Origin of the sequence: Pontibacter akesuensis, assembly GCF_001611675.1 — a bacterium.
GTDB classification, from domain to species: Bacteria; Bacteroidota; Bacteroidia; order Cytophagales; family Hymenobacteraceae; genus Pontibacter; species Pontibacter akesuensis.
Genome location: NZ_CP014766.1, coordinates 175980 through 190289, shown reverse-complemented (window position 1 = coordinate 190289; position 14310 = coordinate 175980). Strand labels below are relative to the sequence as shown.

Sequence of the window (14310 nt, the reverse complement as noted above, 5' to 3'; positions counted from 1 at the left end):
GTTTCATCAAGTATGAGCTAAGTTCAGGTTAAGATGGGGGAAGGTCTAATAGGTCAACACGCGTCCCCATTCATAATTAATAATTCCTAATTCATAATTACCCAAGGTGTTCCTGAGCCCTCAGAAGGTCCTCGGGGGTGTCGATGCCGATGGTTTCGTGCTCGGTGATGGCGGTTGTGATGCGGAAACCGTTTTCCAGCCAGCGCAGTTGCTCCAGCGACTCTGCCATCTCCAGCGCTGACGGAGGCAGTTGCGTTATCTGCTCCAGTATATCAGCCCTGTACCCGTAAATGCCGATGTGCTTATAGTAGGTGTGCTGCTTGTGCCATATGTCGGCGGGCACATTGCGGCAGAAGGGTATAGGCTGGCGACTGAAGTACAAGGCCTCTCCAACTTGATTTACAACCACTTTTGGGGAGTTGGTGTTGAACAGTTCTTCTGAAGTGTGCACCTGTTTGATGAGTGTGGCCAGCTGTGTTTGCGCCCGCTCGAAACATTTCGCCACCAGGTTTATCTGCTCCGGATGAATGAATGGCTCATCCCCCTGAATGTTGATGATGTACTCATACGGCTCATCGTGCAGCTGGTACGCTTCAAAGCAGCGGTCAGTGCCGCTTTGGTGCTCAGTACCTGTCATCACGGCCTTGCCGCCAAACCCACTTACATGCTCCCGGATGCGCTCATCGTCCGTTGCCACCAGCACCTCCGCCAGGTTGGCTTTCTTTGCCTGCTCATACACCCGCTGAATCATGCTTTTACCGTTGATATCGGTAAGGGGCTTGCCTGGGAAGCGTGTGCTCGCGAAACGAGCCGGAATAATGCCGAGTACTTTCATGGTCTTTGCGGGTTAGATCAACGCCTAAAGTTACACAAGCTCAGCAGGAAAACCAGCAAGGCACCTGCCGAAGTAGTGTAAGTTCAGCAAGCTTCTGTTCTCTCATGATCATAATTTCAGAAGGAGTGGCAAAACGCACTACTTCCGGAGGCGATTAAAGCTTACGCAGCGACACTACTTTCACCAGGTTCATTTTCGTGACGCTGAGCCCGCAGCCGATCTGGCCCTTTTTGCGGTAATCGATAATCAGCGCTTCTACGGGAGTAGGAGTGTCCGTTTTGTAATAGGATGAAATATCCTGTTCATTGGTTGGTTTGTATTGCTCGTCCCCAATAGTGAGGATAAAGCCACAGCCATCCACAGCGTAATCACCGCTCCAGGTAAGCATGGCATCCGAAGTATAGGTGGTGTGACTGTCTTCCTCGTCCTCATCGCAGGAAGTGATCATCAAGAGAGCAGAAAGCAGGGACAGGCTAAGTAAGTATATTCTTCTCATCACTAGGGCTTAAGTTCTCCTCAATGACCCTTGTAGGAAGCAAAACGTTGCATCCCTCTTTCCCAACCGGCATCTATACTTCGTTTACAGCAATAACGCGGATGGCGTCCATCACGCGCGGCTGTGGCAGCATGCCGCAACGCCTGTCAATGGGTTCTGCCAGCGGCTCGTACTCCAGTTGGACCTGCGCGCTTTCCCGTTCCTTGAATTTAGCCGGAATGGCGTCCTCATTCTCCGGCAGGTAGCGCTTGCCATCTATTTCCACCTCAAAGCCACAGCCGTCGGCGGCAATCTCGCCTGTCCAGTGCAGGGTGGCGGTGGTGCTTTGCGCACTGTTTTCCTGCTGTTCAACAGACTGGCAGCCGGCAAAAATGCAAAGCGAAAGGGCCAGGAGAATAATGCTTGTTTTCATAAGGGCGTATTTTATACTTGTTAATGCTATTCGTTTCGTTACTTATTTTTTATTTGAAGTATGATTGGCATGGGGGCTGCTAAGGTTTGTTTGGTGGGTAGGCAATGGTGCAAACTACCTGCACGCTTTATGCCTCCAGCCGCTTTACCCGTAGCGCAAAGGTGCTGTGATCTACCACTTGTACGGCCTCTCCCCGCTCAATAAAGCCATCGCGGGCCTGAGCATCATACAGCGTATCGTCTATCATCACACGGCCGGATGGGGCCATGCGCGTATGGGCAATACCCGTTTTCCCTACTAAATGCACGGTGGTGTTGGCAGATCGGTAGCCTTCTTCGCTCTGGAATGTGTTGCTGAGTACCATGCGCTGCATAGAATTGCTGTGCAGGAGGCGGTTCCAGGTCAGTGCAATCACAACTCCGGCTCCCACCATGCCTGCTACCACAGCCACCAGGCTCTTCATCAGCCTGTCAGAGGGCACAAATGTAAAATCGAACATTTGGTTGTTTACCATCACCAGCACCAACGATACCACAACGAGCGTAATACCGCTGATGCCCGCAATACCAAAACCCGGTATAACGAATACCTCCAGCATGATGAGGATAATGCCAGCAACGAACATCAGAATTTCCCAATTTTCAGCCAGACCGTTCAGGTAGTAGGGCACCAGGTAGAGTACGCCCGCCACGATGGCCGCCAGCAGTGGGAAACCGATGCCGGGTGTCTGCAACTCAAAGTATAAACCACCGACTATGACAAGCAGCAAAATGCCGCTGATAAAGGGATTCAGGAAAAAAGAGATGATTCTGTCGGCGGTGCTAAGCTCGTATCGGATGATCTCCGCATCCTGCAGGTTCAGTTGCTCTAGCACACCCGCTACATTGGTGGCAACGCCATCACAGAAGCCATACTTGATGGCCTCACTTGTGGTAAGGGTCAGCACCTGTCCGGCTGAAAGGGTGCTGTCTACGCTGGCTTCCACCATGGCCTCGGCCAAATGCGGGTTTCGTCCGTTTGCCTCTGCCGTGGAGCGCATAATCGAGCGCATGTAACTTTGGTATTTGCCCGGGGCCGCCTGTCCGTCGGCGCCTACCACGGTGGCAGCGCCTATGTTTGCGCCCGGTGCCATGTAAATGCTGTCGCAGGCCAGGGAGATAAGGGCACCCGCCGAGGCTGCGTTTTTATCGATGAAAACATATACAGGTTTCGGATACTCCAGAATGCGCTTTCTTATCTCGTCCGCGTCGTTCAACGCACCACCAAATGTGTCGAGCACCAGCAGCACATGGTCGGCGCCTGCCTCGGTGGCTGCCTCAAAAGCCAGTTCAGTGTAGCGGTTGGTGCGTGGGTCTATCTCGGCGCCCACCTCCATGATAAACACCTTTTCCTTTGCTTGCTGGGCAAAAGATACGAGTGGGAAGAATAGCAGGCACAGCAGCAGATACATGAAAAATGAATGCTGACGCTTTGGGTTGATTTTCATAAATTGCAGGTGGTAATAAACCATTTCAGCAGATAATATACCAAAATTTAAAAGCTTATCATACCCTTGGTATTTAAATACGATTTCGGTGCGCCTGTGTGGCGTATTCGGCTCGACAGCACCACAAGCCACCTGGCCTTGGAGGTGCGCGACCCGGATGTACTGCTGACTTATTTTTACACGCTGAATACCGAAAACCATACTTTAAAGCAACTGAAGCGGCCACAGGCGCAGGCGTGGTGGCAGGGGCTGGAAGAGGCGGAGCACGGCTGCTTATACTTGCACGGGTATGGTAACCGAAAGCTGGGGCAGCACCTGGGCATCCTGGCAGTTTCGTCGGGATCTGGTCTAAAAGTATGGGAGCATTCCGATGTAGCCTATTATGGTCTTGCTGCTGCAGGTTTGCTGGCTTACGACCCGGCGCAGCCAGAAAAGCCGCTGCAGGTACTCGACCCTTTGAGCGGCACGCAAACGGGCCGAAGGATGAGTCAGCAGGAGGCAGCTACGGCGGTAGCGCAGCATACAATCAGCCGCTACGCCGATTGCCAATACCCGGCACTGTACCGGGAAGGGGAGGAGTATTTCGGGCAGGTGAAAGCCTTTGTAGAGGCTCAGTTAGGCGAGGTGGTGGTGCAGGCCTTGGAATATGCCGAAACTGAGGCAGGGTTTGTGGTTAGTTTCTATGTTGCCGAGCCGGACGGAAAGTTGCGCAATGAACTAGCCGTATTTAACTTGGACGGAAATTTGCTACTGCAAGTGCAACTTGGCAGCAGTTTAAATGGCATAGGTTCAGATACTTTTTTTATCTTTAAGCATAATCTTTATTTTATCCTGAACAGAGCAATCCTTCAGGTTTACCGACTTTTAGTCTAGCCCATATGTTACGATCTATTTTCATCACACTGGTAGCGGTGCCTGTGCTTTCTTTATCAGCAAGCGCACTTTCTATCACAGCACCCCGGGATTCTGTTGGTTTGGAGCGCAAAGCAGGAAAGCTTTTTGTGAAGCATAAAGTAGAGCCCAAAGAAACTCTTTTTGCCCTTTCCAGGAAGTATAAAGTGTCTGTCGACCAAATTGTGGCGGCAAATCCAAGCGTGCAGACAGCCATCAAGATTGGCGAAGTTGTGCTGATCCCGCGCGGTTTTGTATCGGTTGGCGCTACCAACGCGGCAGCCGCAACCACGGCGCCGGCTGCCAGCAACCGTACCTATACAGTAAATGAATCAGGCAACAAGCTGCACACGGTGGAGCCAAAGCAGACGCTGTACGCCATTTCCCGCATTTACAATGTATCGGTTGATAACATAAAGACTTGGAACAACCTAACCGACAACAGCATTGAGATCGGTACAAAACTGATTGTAGGCAAAGGAGTTGCCCAGGCGACAAAGAAGCCTATCTATGTGCCTGAGTCGGATGATGAGATGAAACCGAGCAGCGGCGAGGACTCTAACGCCACCGCGTCGGTAGCCGCAGGCCCGGCACCAGTCGTTAATACTCCAGTCGCCACAACCACTGCAGCTACCGAAAGGGTAGAAGAGAAGGCTACATCAACTGAGGCAGAGACTGTTTCGGGCGTGAAGAAGATGTTTGAAAGCGGCATGGCTGAAATGATTGATGCCAAATCTAACGACACGAACAAGTACCTGGCGCTGCACAAATCGGCTCCGGTGGGTACCATTATGCAGGTAAAGAACATGATGAACGGCGAAGTGGTGTATGTGCGCGTAATTGGCAAGTTGCCCGATACCGGATCCAACGATAAAGTTGTGGTGCGCCTTTCTAAAAAGGCTTATCAGAAACTCGGCGCCGTTGACCAGCGCTTTAGAGTGGAATTGTCATACATGCCGTAGTAGGTGCTTTTCAAAAGTTTACAAGTATAAAAGGGCGTTGGTTCATTCAGTTTGATCCACCGCCCTTTCATACTTTAAAGAAAGCATTTCCTGGCGCAAGCGTCCGCTTGTGCCTTGCATCAGCAAAACACTACTTGTAGAATTTTCTTAGGTCAACTAGTTCGTGCACGTCGTCACAAGCGGACGCTTGCGCCAGATAGAGCAGGCTTCAATAATCATACTACTACAAGTATAAACAGCAAGAGCGGCTCCTTATCAGAGCCGCTCTTGCTGTTTATACTTGATACGCTAAAGCTATTTCGGATCGTAAGCCCACTTCAGGTAAATGGCGCCCCACGTAAACCCGCCGCCGAAAGCAGCCAGGATCAGGTTATCGCCTTTCTTCAGGTGGCTCTCATACTCCCACAGGCAAAGCGGAATGGTGCCGCTGGTGGTGTTGCCATACTTGTGGATGTTCAGCATTACTTTGTCGTTGCTAAGGCCCATGCGGTTGGCCGTAGCCTCAATGATGCGCTTGTTTGCCTGGTGTGGTACCAGCCAGGCCACGTCGTCGCCTGTCAGGTTATTGCGCTCCATCACCTCCGCCGATACGTCTGCCATGCCTTTTACGGCAAATTTAAATACCTGCTGGCCCTCCTGAAAAGCAAAGTGCTCACGCGCCTGTACCGTTTCAATCGTGGCTGGCTTGCGGCTTCCTCCGGCCTTCATGTGCAGGAACGGTGCGCCTGTGCCATCAGATTTGAGAATAGAATCCTGCACACCCAGGCCCTCAGTGTTTGGCTCCAGCATCACAGCTCCTCCGCCATCGCCAAAAATAATGCAGGTGGCACGGTCGGTATAATCAACAATGGACGACATTTTGTCGGCGCCCACTATGATCACTTTCTTGTACTGGCCAGATTCCACAAACTTAGAGCCGGTAACCAGCGCGTACAGGAAGCCGGAGCAGGCGGCCTGCAGGTCATAGCCAAAAGCGTTCACCGCCCCTACCTCTGCTGTTATCAGGTTGGCCGTAGCCGGAAAAACCATGTCCGGGGTGGTGGTGGCGCAGATCAGCAAATCCACCTCCTCAGGTTTTGTATTTGTCTTTTTGAGTAGTTCCAGTACTGCAGGTACGGCTATGTGCGATGTGCCCTGGCCTTCTTCCTTTAGAATACGCCTTTCCCTGATTCCCGTGCGTGAGGTGATCCACTCGTCATTTGTTTCCACCAGCCCCTCAAGTTCTTTGTTAGTCATCACGTAATCAGGTACATGGCCGCTTACGCCCGTAATGGCAGCAGTAATCTTACTCATTAGTCAAATGTTGTTTGTGTGATAAAGATTAAGGAAGGCAATTTAACAAAAAATACTTGGCATAACCTGTCAGTTTCTTTAAAAAGAATCTTTTACAGATCAAGCCAAGTATTAAGTGCGCTCCGGCAGTAATGCTATGCGCTGAATTTCTTTTGGAAGCGTTCCGAGATTTTGGAGGAAGCCATTTTCTGAGCCTGTAGCACCATGTTACACACTGCACGCGGGCTTGAAACACCGTGGGCAATCAGGGCATTGCCGTTGATACCAAGAATCGGGCTGCCACCTTCGGCCTCGTAGTTAAACTTGTCGAAGAACGGGTCGTGGATGCCTTTGTCGTTCAGGATGTCGTACAGCGACTCGGCCAGCTTCAGGATAATGTTACCGGTGTAGCCATCGCACACAATCACATCGGCCTTATCGTTGAACAGGTCGCGCCCCTCAATGTTGCCAATGAAGTTTATGCTTGGGTTCGCTTTCAGGCGCTGGTAGGCGGCCTGGGTAAGCATGGTTCCTTTGCCTTCTTCCTCGCCCAGGTTCATGAGTCCCACCTTCGGGTTCTCGATGTCAAGCATGTATTTGGCGTAGATGGAGCCAAGCTCACCAAACTGCTCCAGTACTTCCGGCTTGCAGTCGGCATTAGCGCCTACATCCAAAATCACCCCAAAGCCACCGCTAAGTTTGGGCACAAAGCCCGCGATAGAGGGCCTTAGTATGCCTTCCACTGCTTTTACGCTGAACATGGCCCCAACAAGCATGGCACCGGTATTGCCTGCGCTACAGAAAGCATCGGCCTTCTGCATCTTTAGCAATCCATAGCCTACAGCTATGCTGGAGTCGGGTTTTTGCGTCAGGGCCTTGGTCGGGTGTTCGCCCATCTCAATTACCTGGCTGGCATTAATAACTGTAATGCTGTTGCCCGTATACCCATATTCCTGAAGCAGGCCCTTTACCACATCTTCTTTGCCGATGAGCAAAATTGTTGTGTCCGGGTCTACCTCCTGAGCGGCTATTACTGCACCTTTAACAATGGCCTCAGGTGCAAAGTCGCCGCCCATGGCGTCTAAAGCGATTCTCATTTACAGGGGTGTTAAATTATACAGAACTAAAACAAAAGCAGGCTTCTGCTACAGAGCGTTCGTTGTATAATTTTTGATAGCCAGCTTGCCTTTGTGGAACAAGTCACCGTCAACCACATAGGCGTGGTGGTACAGGTGCGGAGTATCCGTGGTAGGGCAGATCGCAATGGCCTTCTCAGAGAGCTTCTGGTGAGTTCTTCTCTTATCTCTTCTGGTCTTCGAAATCTTACGTTTAGGATGTGCCATTTTCTTTGATAATTAACTTACGTTTATACTTTTAATACTTCTGAAATTCACTAGTTCAGATTTTTGAGGGCGTCCCAACGCGGGTCGCTGTCATCCTCATCATCTTCGTCGTCATCCGCCTTGTCAGAGTCGTAGCGGGAAGAGTAGATCAGGATATCCTGCTCGTTTTCTTCTTCCTCGTCTTCCTCCACAAAGCGCGGATGCAGCTTCTTCATCGGCAGCGACAGACAAATGTAGTCGTACAAGTGCTGCGCAATGTTGATAGCCTGCGTGTTTGGCGTAATCTGCCACAGGTCGTTGTCCAGTTCTGCGTCTTCCTCACCGTAACGGATGCGGAAGGTGGTCTGCACATCCACCGGATATTCGAACTCATCCAGGCTTCTGTCGCAGATCAGTTGCACAGTTCCTTTAATGTCGAAGTGAAAGGTAAGCAGCGACTCTGACTTATCCATCTCCACCTGGGCCGTTAAATTACCGCCAAGTATGATCTCTTTCCCGAATTCCTCAAAGAAAGCATCATTCAGCGCAAACTCATACGTGTGCTTCTTATTGCTGAGTTTGGCTATGCCGATTTCATAATCTCTTAGCTTCTTCACAACCGACTTTTTATTGCAAGACGCAAAATTAGAACATATTTCCGACAAATAAAATACCCGGGCCTAATATTACCGAGCTGTTTATACGCCTGAGCGCATTCTGATGATGTCGCAGGCCTGAAACAACGCCTCTCTAAAAGAGGTTTCACTGGCAATGTGCTTACCGGCAATGTCATAGGCGGTGCCATGGTCGGGGGAGGTGCGCACGATGGGCAGCCCCGCCGTGTAATTTACCCCATTCTCAAAGGCAAGCGTTTTGAAAGGAATCAGCCCCTGGTCGTGGTACATGGCCAAAACAGCATCTACCTGCGTGTGCTGGCGCATGCCAAAAAAACCATCGGCCGGGTAAGGGCCGAACACCAGGTGCCCGCGCTCCTTCATCTGCAGGATAGTCGGGCGAATGATTTCCACTTCTTCCCTGCCCAAGAGTCCTTTTTCGCCGGCATGCGGGTTTAAGCCCAGCACGGCGATGCGCGGCTTCAGAATGCCAAAGTCCCTGCGCAGCGACTCCTGCAGGATCGTCAGCTTACGAATCAGCAATGCCTCAGTAATTTTAGCGGGTACGTCCCTCACGGACATGTGCCCTGTTACGGTGGCGACGCGTAAATCCCCACTCACCAGCAGCATCAGGCTCTCCGGCGCATCAAAGTAAGAGGTGAGGAACTCGGTGTGGCCGGGGAAGTTGAACTCCTCCGCCTGAATGTTGTCTTTATTGATAGGAGCTGTTACCAATCCATCCAGCAAGCCTGCTTTCAGGTCGCGGGAGGCAGCCAGCAGCGAGTCAAGCGATGCTTTGCCTGACTCAGGCGTTGGGTTTCCCAGGTTCAGCTCCAACTCCTCTGAGATGCAGTTAATCAGGTTAACCTTGCGTGGAACAAGCGCATTGGCTCCCTCCACCTGCTGAAACTGGAAGTGCTCGGCCTTCAGGTTTTCACGCACCTGCTTAAAAAGAGTGCCTGAGCCGTAAATAACAGGGGTGCAATAATTCAGAATCCGGCTGTCAGACATAGTCTTGACGATCACCTCCGGGCCTATGCCGTTCGTGTCGCCGATGCTGATGCCGATTCTCATTTTATATCTGTTGTCCATTTTTGCTTATTGAGCCAGTGCGCTAAGGTAATTGTATACAAGGCGAACACCGGTGCCGGTACCCAGTTTGCCCCTGTAGGAGTCTTCGCTATGCAGGTAGGCGGTGCCGGCAATATCAAAGTGCATCCACGGATAACTGGTGAACGCCTCCAGAAATTTGCCTGCTGTGATAGCACCTGCGTCGGCTCCGCCCAGGTTCTTGAGGTCAGCCACGTCAGATTCTATCTGCTTTTTATACTCGTCCCATAGCGGAAACTCCACCAGGCGCTCGTGCACGTTTTCTCCTGCTTTTTTCAGAGCAGAAACGGTCTCGTCTCCGGCTGTGCCCATGGCAACGGATGCTTCCTTGCCGATGGCACGCATGGCGGCACCTGTCAGCGTGGCAAAGTCCAGCACCAGCTCCGGATCATACTTCTTGGCAAAGCTCAGGGCGTCGGCAAGTATAAGTCGGCCTTCCGCATCGGTGTTGAGAACTTCCACCGTCATGCCGTTGTGCATCGTGATCACATCGCCCGGAGCCACGGCCTGTCCACCAGGGCGGTTGTCGGTGGCAGGAATCAACCCGATAACGTGCAACGGCAGTTTGTTTTTGGCCACAGCATATAAGATACCTGCCACAGCGGCCGCGCCAGCCATGTCAGACTTCATGTAGTCCATCGACTGCGGCGTTGGCTTCAGGCTTAATCCTCCTGTATCGTATACCACGCCTTTGCCCACCAGCACGTAAGGCTTTGTGTTTTTTGCTCCCTCCGGCTTCCACTCCAGTATATTAAAGGTAGGCGGCTCTTCGCTGCCCTGGTTTACGGCTAGCAGTCCACCCATCTTCAGGGTTTGAATTTTAATCTCGTCCAGCACCTCAATTTTAAAGCCTGCCGCATCTGCCAGTTCCTCCAGCTGCTCGCTGAATTGCGTGGCCGACTGGTGGCTGTGCGGTTCGTTCACCAGGTTGCGGGCCTCTATTACCGCCTCCAGCACATGCGCCAGCTCCTGTACCTGCGCTTCCGTTACCGAAGCATCAGCTATGGTTATACGTTGCAGCGGGCTGGGCTTAACATCCTTCGTTTTATGCTTGAAGTAGGTGTAGTTGCTCAGGTAAAGGCCCTCGGCCAGGTATAAACCAGCACCGGTTCCAGTTTTATCAAGTAGGACGATCTCTTCTACTTTGTCTGCCTTCAGTTGCTTTAGCAATGTGGAGCCGGCCTGACGTACTGCCTCGTTCCGGGCTGCGTCTGTTTTGGCTTCGGGCGCTACCACCACGTATACACGGTGGGAGTAACGGTTCAACAGGATCAACTTGCTCTCCTGCTGCACCTGCTGTTGCACGTACGCCTGCTCCTCGGGCTGCAGCTCGCTTAGCTGTGCCGCCTCGCCGGAGGCCACCAGCAGCGCCAGGTTCGCATTTTTCGTTAAGCTTGTGTTGTATTTAAGTTGTGTTGGCATCTGTCGTTCGTATCTTTGGGTTGCAATATAGTAAGTATAATACGGAAAGCGAAAAGGCTGCTGTTGCTGCCGGACCGCTATGGCGTATACAATAAAGGTATAACGGGACTGGGCGCAGAAGTATGCTTTTGTGCATCAGAACAATAAACAGCACCAATTGGGAAACGTAAGACCAAAAAAGCACCTGGGCCAGCACTTTCTGGTGGACCAGAACATAGCCGCAAAGATTGTGGAGCAGCTCACACTGCCCCAGGGCGTGAAGGACGTACTGGAGATAGGGCCCGGCATGGGTGTGCTTACCAAATACCTGCTGCAGCACCAGGAGTACAGCACCACGATCCTCGACATCGACAAGGAATCCATTGTGTACCTGCAGGAGCATTTCCCGGAATTAGGCGAACGCATAGTTTTGGCCGACTTTCTGCGGACGGACCTGAGCACGCTGTTCCCGGGTAAATTCTCCATCATCGGCAACTTCCCCTACAACATCTCCAGCCAGATATTCTTTAAGGTGCTGGATCACCGCGATGTGGTGCCGGAAGTGGTGTGTATGATACAGAAGGAGGTGGCCGAGCGGCTGGCCTCTCCGCCGGGATCCAAAGTATACGGCATCCTGAGCGTGCTGCTGCAGGCGTTTTATACCATAGAGTATAAATTCACGGTGGCTGAGCATGTGTTCAATCCACCGCCGAAGGTGAAGTCAGCCGTTATCAGGCTAGTGCGCAACGAGGTGGAGAAGCTGGACTGTAATGAGAAGCTTTTCCGGCAGGTGGTGAAGCTTAGTTTCGGAACACGCCGCAAAACGCTGCGTAACTCTCTTCGAAGCTTTAACATGCCTGCCGAGGTGACAGCCCTGCCCGTATTTAACGAGCGGCCGGAGCAGCTGTCGGTACAGGAGTTTGTGACGCTGACGCAATTAGTAGAGCAACATCAGAATACTTAAAAAGCACCCCACATGCAGGTAGAGATAACACGTGAGTATATTGAAGAGGTAGAGCAGGCCATTGAACGCCGGGATAAAGACTATATCCTGGGCACGATGGAAGACATGCACCCTGCCGATATCACCACGGTGTTGTACGAGCTGGATGCAAACGAATCGCGGTTTGTGCTGGACATACTGCCGGCCGAATTAGGTTCCGAAATTCTCTCAGACCTGGATTACGACGTACGCTCTGAATTCCTCGACAACTTCACGAGCGAGGAGGTGGCGCGCTACGTCAACCTCATGGACTCGGATGACGCGGTGGACATTCTAAACGAGATGTCGGTGCAGACGCGCGAGGAGGTGATTGCCCTGCTGGAGAACGAGGAGAAAGCCGCCGCTATACTTGACCTGCTGCATTACGAGGAAGACTGTGCGGGTGGTTTGATGGCAAAAGAGCTTATCAAAGTTAACCTGAACTGGCGCGTGCGCCAGTGTATAGATGAAATCAGGCGTCAGGCTGAGCAGGTGGAGCGGTTTTACACGGTATACGTGGTAGACAACCGCGACATTTTGGTGGGCCGGGTAAGTGTGAAAAAACTGCTTCTTTCGAAGGATGACGCCCAGGTGAGGGATATCTACAGCGAGGATGTGATTTCCATCGAGTCTTACAAGGATGAGAGCGAGGTGGTAAGCGTGATGCAGCGTTACGACCTGGAGGCAATTCCTGTGGTGAACATCCAAGGGCGCCTGCTGGGCCGCATAACCATCGACGACATGGTGGACGTGATGCAGGAGCAGGCCGAGTTAAGCCGCCAGCTCATGACGGGTATCACCGAAAACGTGGAGGAAGATGACAGCGTGCTGCGCATTTCGCGCGCTCGTTTGCCGTGGCTTGTGATCGGCATGGTGGGTGGTATGCTGGCTGCCCAGTTTATGGGTATTTTTGAGGCTGATATTGCCCTGCTGCCTGCATTGGCCTTGTTTGTGCCCCTGATCACGGCAACCGGCGGTAACGTGGGCATTCAATCTTCGTCCATCATCATCCAAACGCTTTCGAGTAACGAAGTTATGTTTGACAACCTTGGCAAACGTTTCCTGAAGGTGTTGCTGGTGGCGCTGTTCAATGCCGCGATCATTTCCCTGCTGGTTTTCTCGCTTACCTACCTGTTCCGCCGCGATGTGCCTTTGTCGTTGGTGGTGTCTATTGCGCTGTTTTCGGTCGTGATGCTGGCCTCGCTGATGGGAACGATCACGCCCATGGTGCTGGATAAGTTTGGCATCAACCCTGCCGTGGCCGCCGGACCATTCATCACCACCGCCAACGACTTGCTTGGCCTTGCTATTTATTTTGGTGTGGCGCACATGCTCTATAGTGCCCTGTAACTAAACTTTGTGGTTTCGCCAGTGTTGCCGCCAGCACACAGCATCCTATACTTTTCGATCAACTTAAATCCTGCCTTATACTTAGATGAGCCTCTCCAAACCCAAAGTCCTGATCATCGACGAGCTGCACCACAGCATTTTTCCGCTGCTGGAAAGTATAGGAGTGGAGGCTGTATATGAGCCGAACATGGCACCGATTCAGGTAAAAGAAGCCTTGGTAAGTATGGACGGGCTGATTGTTCGATCTAAGATGCGCATTACCCCTGAAACGGTTGCCTTGGCTGATAATCTCAAATTTGTGGCAAGGGCAGGAGCGGGGCTTGATAACATTGACGTGGAGCAGCTGGAGCAGCAAGGTATTCGGGTGCTGGGAGCGAATGAGGGCAACAGCCAGGCTGTAGGAGAATTTACGCTGGGTTTATTGCTGTCGCTGCTTCGTAATGTTTCGCGCAGCCACAGCCAAGTGCAGAACAAAGTATGGCTGCGGGAAGAAAACAGGGGTGAGGAGCTTAGCGGTAAAACGGTGGGCATTATCGGCTTCGGCAACATGGGGCAAAGCTTTGCGCGCGTGTTACAGGGCTTTAACTGCCGCCTGCTCGCCTACGACCGTTATGCCCCTGAAAAAGTATGTGCACCCGTCGCCTGTGTGTCGCTGGAGGAACTGCAGGCGGAGGCTGATGTGGTAAGCCTGCATATTCCGTATATTGCCAATAACCTGCAGTTTGTTGATGATACCTTTTTCAACGTTTTCCGGAAGCCCATCTGGTTTTTAAACACCTCCCGCGGCGATGTGGTGGACCAGCAGGCCTTGGTGAATCACCTGAAATCGGGAAGGGTAAAAGGAGCCGCGCTTGATGTATTGGAAAATGAAAAGTTATCGACCTTAACCGCACAACAGCAACAGACATTCGGTTATCTGGCCGCTGCCCCCAACGTGATCCTGACGCCCCACATTGCCGGCTGGACGCATGAGTCCTACGTGAAGATCAACGAGGTGCTGGTGCAGAAAATTGCACAGTTACTGAAGGAGAATAACTGATCAAAGGGAAAGTATAAAACTGCTGCAAAAAAGCTTTTAGAAGCATCGGGACAGATTTGAATAATTTAGCAAAGCAAGGTGAGATTTAAGAGCAAAAGCGCTGAAACAGTATCTTTACACTTGCGTTTTATACTTATA

At 51.8% G+C, this 14310-nt stretch carries 15 protein-coding genes; 5 read left to right on the top strand and 10 right to left on the bottom strand.

The window, feature by feature from the left end; genetic code table 11:
• Positions 1-97: 97 nt before the first annotated feature.
• The 4 genes from kdsB to A0W33_RS00815 all read right to left on the bottom strand — a co-directional run bounded on the left by kdsB (position 98) and on the right by A0W33_RS00815 (position 3229).
• Positions 98-835 (bottom strand): 3-deoxy-manno-octulosonate cytidylyltransferase, encoded by a 738-nt coding sequence (gene kdsB, locus A0W33_RS00830; protein WP_068836401.1) that lies wholly within the window; start codon positions 833-835, stop codon positions 98-100.
• Between the two features lie 154 nt (positions 836-989).
• Positions 990-1331, bottom strand: coding sequence for a hypothetical protein (locus A0W33_RS00825; protein ID WP_139237104.1), 342 nt, complete (start codon positions 1329-1331; stop codon positions 990-992).
• A gap of 73 nt (positions 1332-1404) precedes the next feature.
• Positions 1405-1743 (bottom strand): hypothetical protein, encoded by a 339-nt coding sequence (locus A0W33_RS00820; RefSeq protein ID WP_068836399.1) that lies wholly within the window; start codon positions 1741-1743, stop codon positions 1405-1407.
• A gap of 127 nt (positions 1744-1870) precedes the next feature.
• Positions 1871-3229, bottom strand: a complete 1359-nt coding sequence (locus A0W33_RS00815; protein ID WP_068839858.1) for an NfeD family protein — start codon at positions 3227-3229, stop codon at positions 1871-1873.
• 66 nt (positions 3230-3295) lie between these two features.
• Between A0W33_RS00815 and A0W33_RS00810 the strand changes: the two genes are divergently transcribed.
• Positions 3296-4102, top strand: a complete 807-nt coding sequence (locus tag A0W33_RS00810) for a DUF4905 domain-containing protein (RefSeq protein ID WP_229802016.1) — start codon at positions 3296-3298, stop codon at positions 4100-4102.
• A gap of 5 nt (positions 4103-4107) precedes the next feature.
• On the top strand, positions 4108-5082 hold the full coding sequence (locus A0W33_RS00805; protein WP_082815090.1) for a septal ring lytic transglycosylase RlpA family protein: 975 nt from the start codon (positions 4108-4110) through the stop codon (positions 5080-5082).
• Positions 5083-5376: 294 nt separating this feature from the next.
• On the opposite strand, the gene A0W33_RS00800 is transcribed toward A0W33_RS00805, so the two are convergent.
• The 6 genes from A0W33_RS00800 to A0W33_RS00775 all read right to left on the bottom strand — a co-directional run bounded on the left by A0W33_RS00800 (position 5377) and on the right by A0W33_RS00775 (position 10822).
• Positions 5377-6375, bottom strand: coding sequence for a beta-ketoacyl-ACP synthase III (locus tag A0W33_RS00800; protein WP_068836398.1), 999 nt, complete (start codon positions 6373-6375; stop codon positions 5377-5379).
• A gap of 134 nt (positions 6376-6509) precedes the next feature.
• A complete protein-coding gene (gene plsX, locus A0W33_RS00795) occupies positions 6510-7451 on the bottom strand; it encodes a phosphate acyltransferase PlsX (protein ID WP_068836397.1) in 942 nt (313 codons plus the stop codon).
• 48 nt (positions 7452-7499) lie between these two features.
• On the bottom strand, positions 7500-7697 hold the full coding sequence (gene rpmF / locus A0W33_RS00790) for a 50S ribosomal protein L32 (RefSeq protein ID WP_068836396.1): 198 nt from the start codon (positions 7695-7697) through the stop codon (positions 7500-7502).
• A gap of 50 nt (positions 7698-7747) precedes the next feature.
• Positions 7748-8293, bottom strand: coding sequence for a YceD family protein (locus A0W33_RS00785; protein WP_068836395.1), 546 nt, complete (start codon positions 8291-8293; stop codon positions 7748-7750).
• A gap of 81 nt (positions 8294-8374) precedes the next feature.
• Positions 8375-9382, bottom strand: a complete 1008-nt coding sequence (gene pdxA, locus A0W33_RS00780; protein WP_068836394.1) for a 4-hydroxythreonine-4-phosphate dehydrogenase PdxA — start codon at positions 9380-9382, stop codon at positions 8375-8377.
• A gap of 6 nt (positions 9383-9388) precedes the next feature.
• On the bottom strand, positions 9389-10822 hold the full coding sequence (locus tag A0W33_RS00775; RefSeq protein WP_068836393.1) for a leucyl aminopeptidase family protein: 1434 nt from the start codon (positions 10820-10822) through the stop codon (positions 9389-9391).
• A gap of 157 nt (positions 10823-10979) precedes the next feature.
• Between A0W33_RS00775 and rsmA the strand changes: the two genes are divergently transcribed.
• The 3 genes from rsmA (at position 10980) to A0W33_RS00760 (ending at position 14172) form a co-directional block, all read left to right on the top strand.
• On the top strand, positions 10980-11765 hold the full coding sequence (rsmA, locus tag A0W33_RS00770; RefSeq protein ID WP_068839855.1) for a 16S rRNA (adenine(1518)-N(6)/adenine(1519)-N(6))-dimethyltransferase RsmA: 786 nt from the start codon (positions 10980-10982) through the stop codon (positions 11763-11765).
• A 12-nt stretch (positions 11766-11777) separates the two neighbouring features.
• Positions 11778-13133, top strand: a complete 1356-nt coding sequence (gene mgtE / locus A0W33_RS00765) for a magnesium transporter (protein ID WP_068836392.1) — start codon at positions 11778-11780, stop codon at positions 13131-13133.
• A gap of 85 nt (positions 13134-13218) precedes the next feature.
• Entirely contained in the window at positions 13219-14172 is a 954-nt protein-coding gene (locus A0W33_RS00760) for an NAD(P)-dependent oxidoreductase (RefSeq protein WP_068836391.1), read from the top strand.
• Positions 14173-14310: the final 138 nt, after the last annotated feature.

Bases quoted from the DNA above. Each gene is read 5' to 3' on its own strand.
- A0W33_RS00820 (WP_068836399.1), bottom strand. From the start codon at position 1,743: ATGAAAACAAGCATTATTCTCCTGGCCCTTTCGCTTTGCATTTTTGCC.
- A0W33_RS00815 (WP_068839858.1), bottom strand. From the start codon at position 3,229: ATGAAAATCAACCCAAAGCGTCAGCATTCATTTTTCATGTATCTGCTG.
- A0W33_RS00825 (WP_139237104.1), bottom strand. From the start codon at position 1,331: ATGAGAAGAATATACTTACTTAGCCTGTCCCTGCTTTCTGCTCTCTTG.
- A0W33_RS00800 (WP_068836398.1), bottom strand. From the start codon at position 6,375: ATGAGTAAGATTACTGCTGCCATTACGGGCGTAAGCGGCCATGTACCT.
- A0W33_RS00760 (WP_068836391.1), top strand. From the start codon at position 13,219: ATGAGCCTCTCCAAACCCAAAGTCCTGATCATCGACGAGCTGCACCAC.
- rpmF (WP_068836396.1), bottom strand. From the start codon at position 7,697: ATGGCACATCCTAAACGTAAGATTTCGAAGACCAGAAGAGATAAGAGA.
- plsX (WP_068836397.1), bottom strand. From the start codon at position 7,451: ATGAGAATCGCTTTAGACGCCATGGGCGGCGACTTTGCACCTGAGGCC.
- mgtE (WP_068836392.1), top strand. From the start codon at position 11,778: ATGCAGGTAGAGATAACACGTGAGTATATTGAAGAGGTAGAGCAGGCC.
- A0W33_RS00805 (WP_082815090.1), top strand. From the start codon at position 4,108: ATGTTACGATCTATTTTCATCACACTGGTAGCGGTGCCTGTGCTTTCT.
- A0W33_RS00775 (WP_068836393.1), bottom strand. From the start codon at position 10,822: ATGCCAACACAACTTAAATACAACACAAGCTTAACGAAAAATGCGAAC.
- pdxA (WP_068836394.1), bottom strand. From the start codon at position 9,382: ATGGACAACAGATATAAAATGAGAATCGGCATCAGCATCGGCGACACG.
- kdsB (WP_068836401.1), bottom strand. From the start codon at position 835: ATGAAAGTACTCGGCATTATTCCGGCTCGTTTCGCGAGCACACGCTTC.